The sequence below is a fragment of the Oleiphilus sp. HI0061 genome, from assembly GCF_001635675.1.
The window spans coordinates 19,713-27,093 of the sequence record NZ_LWFE01000557.1 but is presented as its reverse complement, the minus strand read 5'-3'; the positions used below and the strand labels follow the sequence as shown (position 1 = coordinate 27,093).

Annotated in this window: 7 protein-coding genes; 6 read left to right on the top strand and 1 reads right to left on the bottom strand. The window is 44.1% G+C overall.

All coding sequences use genetic code 11. From position 1 onward, the window contains the following. Positions 1-37: 37 nt before the first annotated feature. From rplS to A3735_RS07325, 3 genes are all read left to right on the top strand, one after another. Positions 38-394 (top strand): 50S ribosomal protein L19, encoded by a 357-nt coding sequence (rplS, locus tag A3735_RS07335; RefSeq protein ID WP_068509094.1) that lies wholly within the window; start codon positions 38-40, stop codon positions 392-394. A gap of 90 nt (positions 395-484) precedes the next feature. After that, positions 485-1,369 carry a site-specific tyrosine recombinase XerD gene (xerD, locus tag A3735_RS07330; protein WP_068510830.1) on the top strand — a complete coding sequence of 295 codons (885 nt, stop codon included), beginning with the start codon at positions 485-487 and terminating at the stop codon, positions 1,367-1,369. A gap of 139 nt (positions 1,370-1,508) precedes the next feature. Beyond that, complete coding sequence (locus A3735_RS07325) at positions 1,509-2,225, top strand: DsbC family protein (protein WP_068510827.1); 717 nt, start codon at positions 1,509-1,511, stop codon at positions 2,223-2,225. A gap of 54 nt (positions 2,226-2,279) precedes the next feature. On the opposite strand, the gene A3735_RS07320 is transcribed toward A3735_RS07325, so the two are convergent. After that, positions 2,280-2,492, bottom strand: a complete 213-nt coding sequence (locus tag A3735_RS07320) for a hypothetical protein (RefSeq protein ID WP_068507676.1) — start codon at positions 2,490-2,492, stop codon at positions 2,280-2,282. Between the two features lie 221 nt (positions 2,493-2,713). Between A3735_RS07320 and A3735_RS07315 the strand changes: the two genes are divergently transcribed. From A3735_RS07315 to recJ, 3 genes are all read left to right on the top strand, one after another. Then, positions 2,714-4,021 carry a homoserine dehydrogenase gene (locus A3735_RS07315; protein WP_068510825.1) on the top strand — a complete coding sequence of 436 codons (1,308 nt, stop codon included), beginning with the start codon at positions 2,714-2,716 and terminating at the stop codon, positions 4,019-4,021. Positions 4,022-4,084: 63 nt separating this feature from the next. Next, entirely contained in the window at positions 4,085-5,479 is a 1,395-nt protein-coding gene (thrC, locus tag A3735_RS07310; protein ID WP_068510824.1) for a threonine synthase, read from the top strand. Positions 5,480-5,575: 96 nt separating this feature from the next. Continuing rightward, positions 5,576-7,333 (top strand): single-stranded-DNA-specific exonuclease RecJ, encoded by a 1,758-nt coding sequence (gene recJ / locus A3735_RS07305; protein ID WP_197470248.1) that lies wholly within the window; start codon positions 5,576-5,578, stop codon positions 7,331-7,333. Positions 7,334-7,381: the final 48 nt, after the last annotated feature.

Genomic DNA, 7,381 nt, shown 5'->3' with positions numbered 1-7,381 from the left:
CCTGAGGCTTTAGGTTTATCATTTTTAGGAGTGTAAAATGAGCAGCAAGAATAACATTATCAGCGCCTTAGAAGCTGAGCAAATGACGGCAGAGATTCCAGAATTCGGCCCTGGTGATACAGTCGTTGTTCAAGTAAAAGTTAAAGAAGGTAACCGTGAGCGTCTACAGGCCTATGAAGGTGTTGTTATCGCTAAGCGCAACCGTGGTCTTAACTCTTCTTTCACGGTTCGTAAGATTTCTTACGGTGTTGGTGTTGAGAGAACATTCCAGACTTTCAGTAAGCAGGTTGATAGCATCGAAGTTAAGCGTCGTGGTGATGTTCGTCAGGCTAAGTTGTACTACTTGCGTGAGCTAAGTGGTAAGGCTGCTCGAATTAAAGAGAAGTTGAGCTAAGTTTTAATACTGCTTAATTTATCTTTTAAAAAAGGCAAGTGGCTTTAGGGCGCTTGCCTTTTTTGCTTTCTCCTTGGTGGTGAATGGGTGATGACGTATACAGAGCGTTTTCTTGACACTTTGTGGCTAGAGAATGGGCTAAGTGACAATAGCTTGTCTGCTTACCGATCCGATTTAAAGCAATTTGCTTCGTGGCTCCATAAAAAGCGCACTTTAGAGCTACATCAGGCTGGCGAAAGTGATATCTATGATTATCTATCGGACTGCTTGGAAAGAGGGCTTAAGTCTTCGTCCAGTTCACGCTTATTATCCTGTTTAAGGCGCTTCTACCGCTTTCTAGTGCGCGAAAACATAATCGCCATAGACCCAACACTCAATATAGATAACCCCAAGTTGCCGCGTATGCTGCCCAGTTCTCTTACTGAAGCAGAGGTTGAGAAGTTATTGGCGGCTCCGGACGTTTCTGAGGTGCTTGGCTTGCGTGATAGGGCAATGTTAGAGGTTATGTATGGCTCCGGCCTAAGGGTGTCAGAATTGGTATCCCTGAATTTTGAGCAACTAAATGTCCAGCAAGGCTTAATTCGTTTATTTGGAAAGGGTGGTAAGGAGCGTTTGGTTCCTGTGGGGGAGCCGACCTTGGATTGGCTGGACGAATACTTGTCGAAAGCCAGGCCAGAGCTAGCGGGCTCATCTGGGTGTCACGTCATCTTCCCAAGTTCTCGATCACAGCAAATGACAAGGCAAACATTCTGGCATCGAATTAAAAAGTATGCGATTGAGTCCGGTATTAACAAAAAATTATCACCTCATACCTTAAGACATGCTTTCGCAACTCATCTCTTGAATCATGGTGCAGACTTGCGTGTTGTACAGCTATTACTGGGGCATGGAAATTTGTCAACAACTCAGATTTACACTCATATAGCTAAACAGCGCTTATACGATTTACATCAAGATTTTCATCCTAGAGCCTAGTACTACATAACAAAATGTTAACGATAAGTTCTTGTAGATGAACTTAATTCCGTTTAGCTTGTCATACAAATAATGTTCAATTAAAAAACGGCTTGGTTTTTTGCCAAGCCTTACATAGGTTTTAATTATAGAGGTTTGTATGCGTTTAGTTCGGTATATTATCTGTCTAAGTCTGCTGTTTTCGCTCACGGCGAATGCTGATGAGGCTCAGGTTCGAAAAAGCTTATCCGAGGCAATGCCGGGTTTGAAATTGAGCTCGGTCGAGATGAGTGAGATTGTTGGTATGTACCGGGTTACAACCTACTCAGGTGAAGCTTTATTTGTCAGTTCTGATGGTAAGTTCTTTCTAACCGGTGATCTGTATGCAACGAAGACAGGGCGAATTGAAAACCTGACTGAAAAGCGTCGCGAGACCGCCAGAATTGAGCAAATTTCTTCAGTTCAGGGTAAGGATAAAATTGTATTTCCTGCAAAGGGTGAAACCAAGGCTCGTATAGCAGTATTTACTGATATTGATTGTGGTTATTGCCGTAAGCTTCATAGAGAAATTCCAGCTTTGAATGATATGGGGATAGAGGTTAGTTATCTGGCATATCCGCGTGCAGGTGTTGGGAGTGACTCATATGGTAAATACGTATCAGCATGGTGTGCTGAAGATAAGCTCGAAGCGATGACTGATGCTAAGAATGGTAAGTCAATTCCCGAAAAGACTTGCGCCAACCCTGTACAGGACCAGTATATGTTAGGGCAGGCAATGGGAATAAGTGGCACGCCGGCAATTGTTTTAGAAAGTGGTCGTTTAATTCCAGGTTATTTAAATGCCCAAAAACTTGGGAAAGCGCTTGGTGTTCTATAGTTGCTAGCTAATAAAAAAAGGCCCTCATCGGGCCTTTTTTTATCGCTGTCGAATTTAACACCTAAACCCCTTGTCTTTTCTGCGTGAGTCGCATTCTTTTTTGATGTTGTTGCAGCGCTGAGCTCCGGCTGGAGAAAGTTTGTTGTAGTCACAGTCACGATAAGCTTTTCTAAGTTCCGCGTCACTATAGCCGCTAAAGGCGCCACCACATGAAGAAAGTAAGGTGCTGAAGATAATAAAGCAGATGCCGGTTAAGTATTTAGTCATGGATTTGATTCTTGTTTATTTAAGTTTTCAGAAGTATAGCTGTGAAGAAATGATCTGCTAGTAAAAAATATGCGGGTCTCAAAATAAGTTGTGGTGCCATTCTTTTTCTTTGATGAAAAGGTATACTATCCGCCAAAATATTTTAAGGCTACAGGGTAGCAGCTATTTAGTCGTTGCTTTGCTTTAAGTCAGAATGAATTCGTGATCGTGAGGAATATATCTTGAGCTCCGTTAAGATTGGAATATGTGGTCTAGGTACCGTCGCTAGTGGCGTGATTAATGTCTTGAAACGAAATCAACAGGATATTACTGCCCGAGCAGGCTGTCAGGTTGAGGTGATTCAAGTCGCCTCTAGAAAGCTTAAAGATAATTGTGACCTTAGCGGTATCGAATTTTCGACGAATGTAATGGATGTTGTCAATAACCCTGATGTGGATGTGGTAGCAGAATTAATTGGTGGCTATGATCTTGCTAAAGACATTGTTTGTGCTGCGATTAAAAATGGCAAGCATGTTGTCACGGCTAACAAAGCGCTTATAGCTGAGCACGGAAACGAAATTTTTGCGCTGGCTGCCGAGCATAAAGTAGTTGTTGCCTATGAGGCGGGGGTCGCTGGTGGAATTCCGATTATAAAAGCGCTTCGAGAAGGTTTAGCTGCAAACAAGGTTAATTGGCTTGCGGGTATCATCAACGGTACAGGAAATTTTATTCTTACGGAAATGAAGGACAAAGGGCGAGATTTCCAAGATGTGTTAAAAGAAGCGCAAGATCTTGGTTACGCTGAAGCAGATCCAACCTTTGATGTCGAAGGTATTGATGCTGCGCATAAGTTAACTATTCTGGCATCCGCAGCGTTTGGTGTTCCTTTAGAGTTTGAAAAAGCCTTTACTGAAGGCATTAGTAAAATTGCACCAGCTGATGTCGTTAATGCCGATGCTTTAGGTTATAACATAAAGCACTTGGGTATTACGCGTAAGCATGAAAATGGTTTTGAGCTTCGAGTTCATCCGACGTTAATCCCTCAGGACCAGCTGATCGCTAAAGTCGATGGCGTAATGAACTCGGTATTGGTCGATGGTGATGCGGTTGGTCAAACATTGTACTATGGTGCCGGTGCTGGCTCAGAAGCAACAGCTTCAGCGGTAATTGCGGATATTATTGATATCGCACGAATAGGCGATAATAAAGGCTTTGTACCGGTTCCTTACCTTGGCTTCAGCGCTGACAAGATTCAAGACTTATCGGTACTGCCAATCGAAGAAATATCTTCTGCGTATTACTTGCGTGTTACTGCTGAGGACCACCCGGGCGTATTGGCCAAGATCGCGTCGATTATGAGTGACCTGGGGATTAATATTGAGTCAGTGATGCAAAAAGAAACCGACCGAGAGGGTGATTGCATTCCGCTTGTATTATTGACCCATGAAGTGCAAGAGAAGCAAATTAATACTGCTATAGAGCAGATAGAAGCGCTTGAAACGACAAGAAAAGAAGTCGTGAAGATACGCGTTGAGCACTTTAACCATTAATTAGAAGAACCTGAAGGCAGAGCCTTCTTGTTTACGATAGAAATTTTGCTTGGATAGATAAACGTGAAATATATTAGCACACGCGGCGAAGCGCCCCCTTTATCATTTGAAGATGTTTTGTTGACTGGTTTAGCGCCAGATGGTGGGCTCTATGTACCCGAAACCTTACCTCGTTTTACTCAGGAAGAAATCGCATCCTGGGCAGGCCTTCCATACTCTCAGTTAGCTTTCAATGTTATGTACCCCTTTGTTGAAGGTGAAATTCCTGAAGATGATTTCAGGGACATGGTTGAAAAAACCTATGAGGTGTTTGATCACTCTGCCGTCGCACCTTTAGTGCAAGTGGATGCTAACGAGTGGGTGATGGAGTTATTCCGCGGTCCTACACTGGCATTTAAAGACTTTGCCTTACAGCTACTAGGTCGCTTGTTGGATTATGTGCTTAAGAAAAGAAATGAGCGTGTAGTTATTATGGGTGCGACTTCTGGCGATACTGGTTCTGCCGCGATAGAAGGCTGTAAACACTGCGACAACGTCGACATCTTTATTTTGCATCCGCATAACAGAGTATCGGATGTACAGCGTAAACAAATGACGACGGTATTGGGTGATAACGTTTTCAACATTGCTATTGAAGGTAACTTCGATGACTGTCAGCACATGGTTAAAAACAGCTTTGCTGACCAGTCCTTTTTAGAAGGTACTCGCCTGGTTGCTGTGAATTCAATAAACTGGGCGCGAATTATGGCTCAGATTGTCTATTACTTCAGTGCATCCTTAGCGCTTGGTGGCCCTCATAGGAGTGTTGCTTTTTCGGTTCCAACTGGTAATTTTGGCGATATTTTTGCGGGTTACTTAGCTCGGAATATGGGTTTACCTATTAGTCAGTTAGTTGTTGCTACTAACAAAAATGACATTCTGCATCGTTTTATCAGTGCTAATCACTATAAAATGCAGCCTTTAGAGCACACACTTTCCCCAAGTATGGATATTATGGTCTCAAGCAACTTTGAGCGTTTAATGTTCGACTTATATGGACGCGACGGAAAGGCTTTGGCGAAGCAGATGGAATCCTGGAAAACTGACGAAGGTTCCGTAGAAGAGTATCGCTGGCGTGCTGCCAGAAAGCTCTTTGATAGCTGGTCTCTGAATGATGAGCAAACATGTCAGTTGATTAAGGATGTTTACGAAGAGACTGAATACTTGATTGATCCACACACTGCTATTGGTGTGGGTGCCGCACGCGAGTGCCGCCGTGATGGCAGTATACCAATGATTACCTTGGCTACTGCACACCCTGTTAAGTTTCCTGAAGCTGTCGAGAAGTCCGGGCTTGATGTAGCGCCAGAGCTTCCCCACCATATGAAAGACCTTTATGATAGGGAAGAGCGTTATGAGGTTCTTCCAAATGACATGGCTAAAGTACATGCCTTTGTCGCAAAGCACAGACGCGGCTAAGCATATCTGTGATTAAAAAAGCCGGACGCTGTTCCGGCTTTTTTGTGGCTTATGTAATTCACTTCGTCGGTTCTTACTTTTACCAAACAGGCTCCAATGATGAAAATAGTTAGACGCACGCTCTCGGAAGGGGCTCCGGTGATGGACGGGTTTTCGCCATTATTAAGCCGGATTTATCAGGCGAGAGGGGTGCACAGTGCGAAAGAGTTAAGCTATCAACTTGCTGACCTGGAATCATCATCTTCTCTAAAAGGCCTGAACGAGGCGCTTGAAGTTTTATATAATGCGCTCGTTGCACAGCAGCATATCTTAATTCTTGGAGACTTTGACTGCGATGGTGCGACGAGTACAGCCTTGGCTGTTCTTGTACTTCGAGAGATGGGGGCGAAAGAGTGCTCTTATATTGTGCCCAACCGTTTTGAATTCGGCTATGGCCTGACGCCAGAAATCGTTGACTATGCTGCAAAATTAAAGCCTGACCTAATCGTTACTGTTGATAATGGTATTGCTAGTGAAGCAGGCGTAGAGCGGGCCAAGTCACTCGGTATTAAGGTTTTGGTTACTGATCATCACTTGCCGGGAGATACCCTACCTAAAGCTGATGCAATCGTGAATCCAAATCAACTCGGTTGTGAATTTCCCAGCAAAAATGCCGCAGGGGTAGGGGTTATATTTTATGTTTTAAGTAGTCTTAGAACCTTGCTTAAAAAGAGACAATGGTTTGAACAGAGACAGCTTAAAGAACCCAATATGGCTTCATATCTTGATTTGGTTGCTTTGGGGACTGTCGCTGATCTGGTGGCGCTCGATCACAACAATCGCGTACTGGTTTCCCAAGGGCTTAAACGTATTCGGGCAGGTTATTGTCGTCCTGGAATCAAAGCGCTTTTGTCGCTCGCGGGTAAGGAGTTGTCGGGCGTTAAATCGAGTGATATGGGGTTTATCGTTGGTCCGCGGCTAAATGCGGCGGGTCGCCTTGATGATATGTCACAGGGTATCGAATGCCTATTAGCTGATAGCGAGGTTAGGGCAATGTCTATCGCGCAGCGCCTGGACCAGCTGAATGTCGAGCGCAAGCGCATTGAAGCCGAAATGAAACAGGATGCTGAAGCCCAGGTACAAAGCATTCTGGACAAGTCTACGGAAAGCTTGGCTCTTGAGAACTTGTCGTGGGGGTTGAGCTTATATGAGCCACATTGGCACCAAGGTGTCATTGGGATATTAGCTTCACGTATCAAAGAGCTATTTCATCGGCCCGTAATCGCTTTTGCGCCTGCTAGCGATGATCCGCTGATTCAGAATAGGGAGCTAAAAGGATCTGCGCGCTCTATACCCGGGCTTCATATGCGCGATGCTCTGGACCTGGTATCTAAGCGCCACCCAGAGCTGATTAAAAAGTTTGGTGGCCATGCGATGGCGGCGGGTTTGTCGATTGATGAAGCGAGCTATCCGCATTTTAATGAAGCGTTTGACCAAGTCGTAAGAGAGTTATTGAGGGAAGAGGATATGGAGTCGGTTATCCTTACCGATGGCCCATTGAATGAGTATGAGTCAACAGTTCAGCAAATAAGAGAGCTTGAAGCTGCTGGGCCTTGGGGTCAACGCTTTCCAGAACCTTGTTTTGAAAATACCTTTGAATTGGTACAGAGCAGAGTATTAAAAGAAAAACACCTCAAGCTAGTATTAAAAATGGAAGGTGGTCATGAGTTGTTTGACGCGATTCAATTTAATAGTCCATGGGTAAGTCAGCACTTGCCTGAAATGGCTAGAGTGGTCTTTAAACCGGGAATAAACGAGTTTCGAGGGCGAGTAAGTGTTCAATATATTATTGAGTATTTAGAGCCAGTTTCATGATTATTATCGTAAAAGCAGGCGTTCTTTCTTTGGAATAGAGCTTCGAAT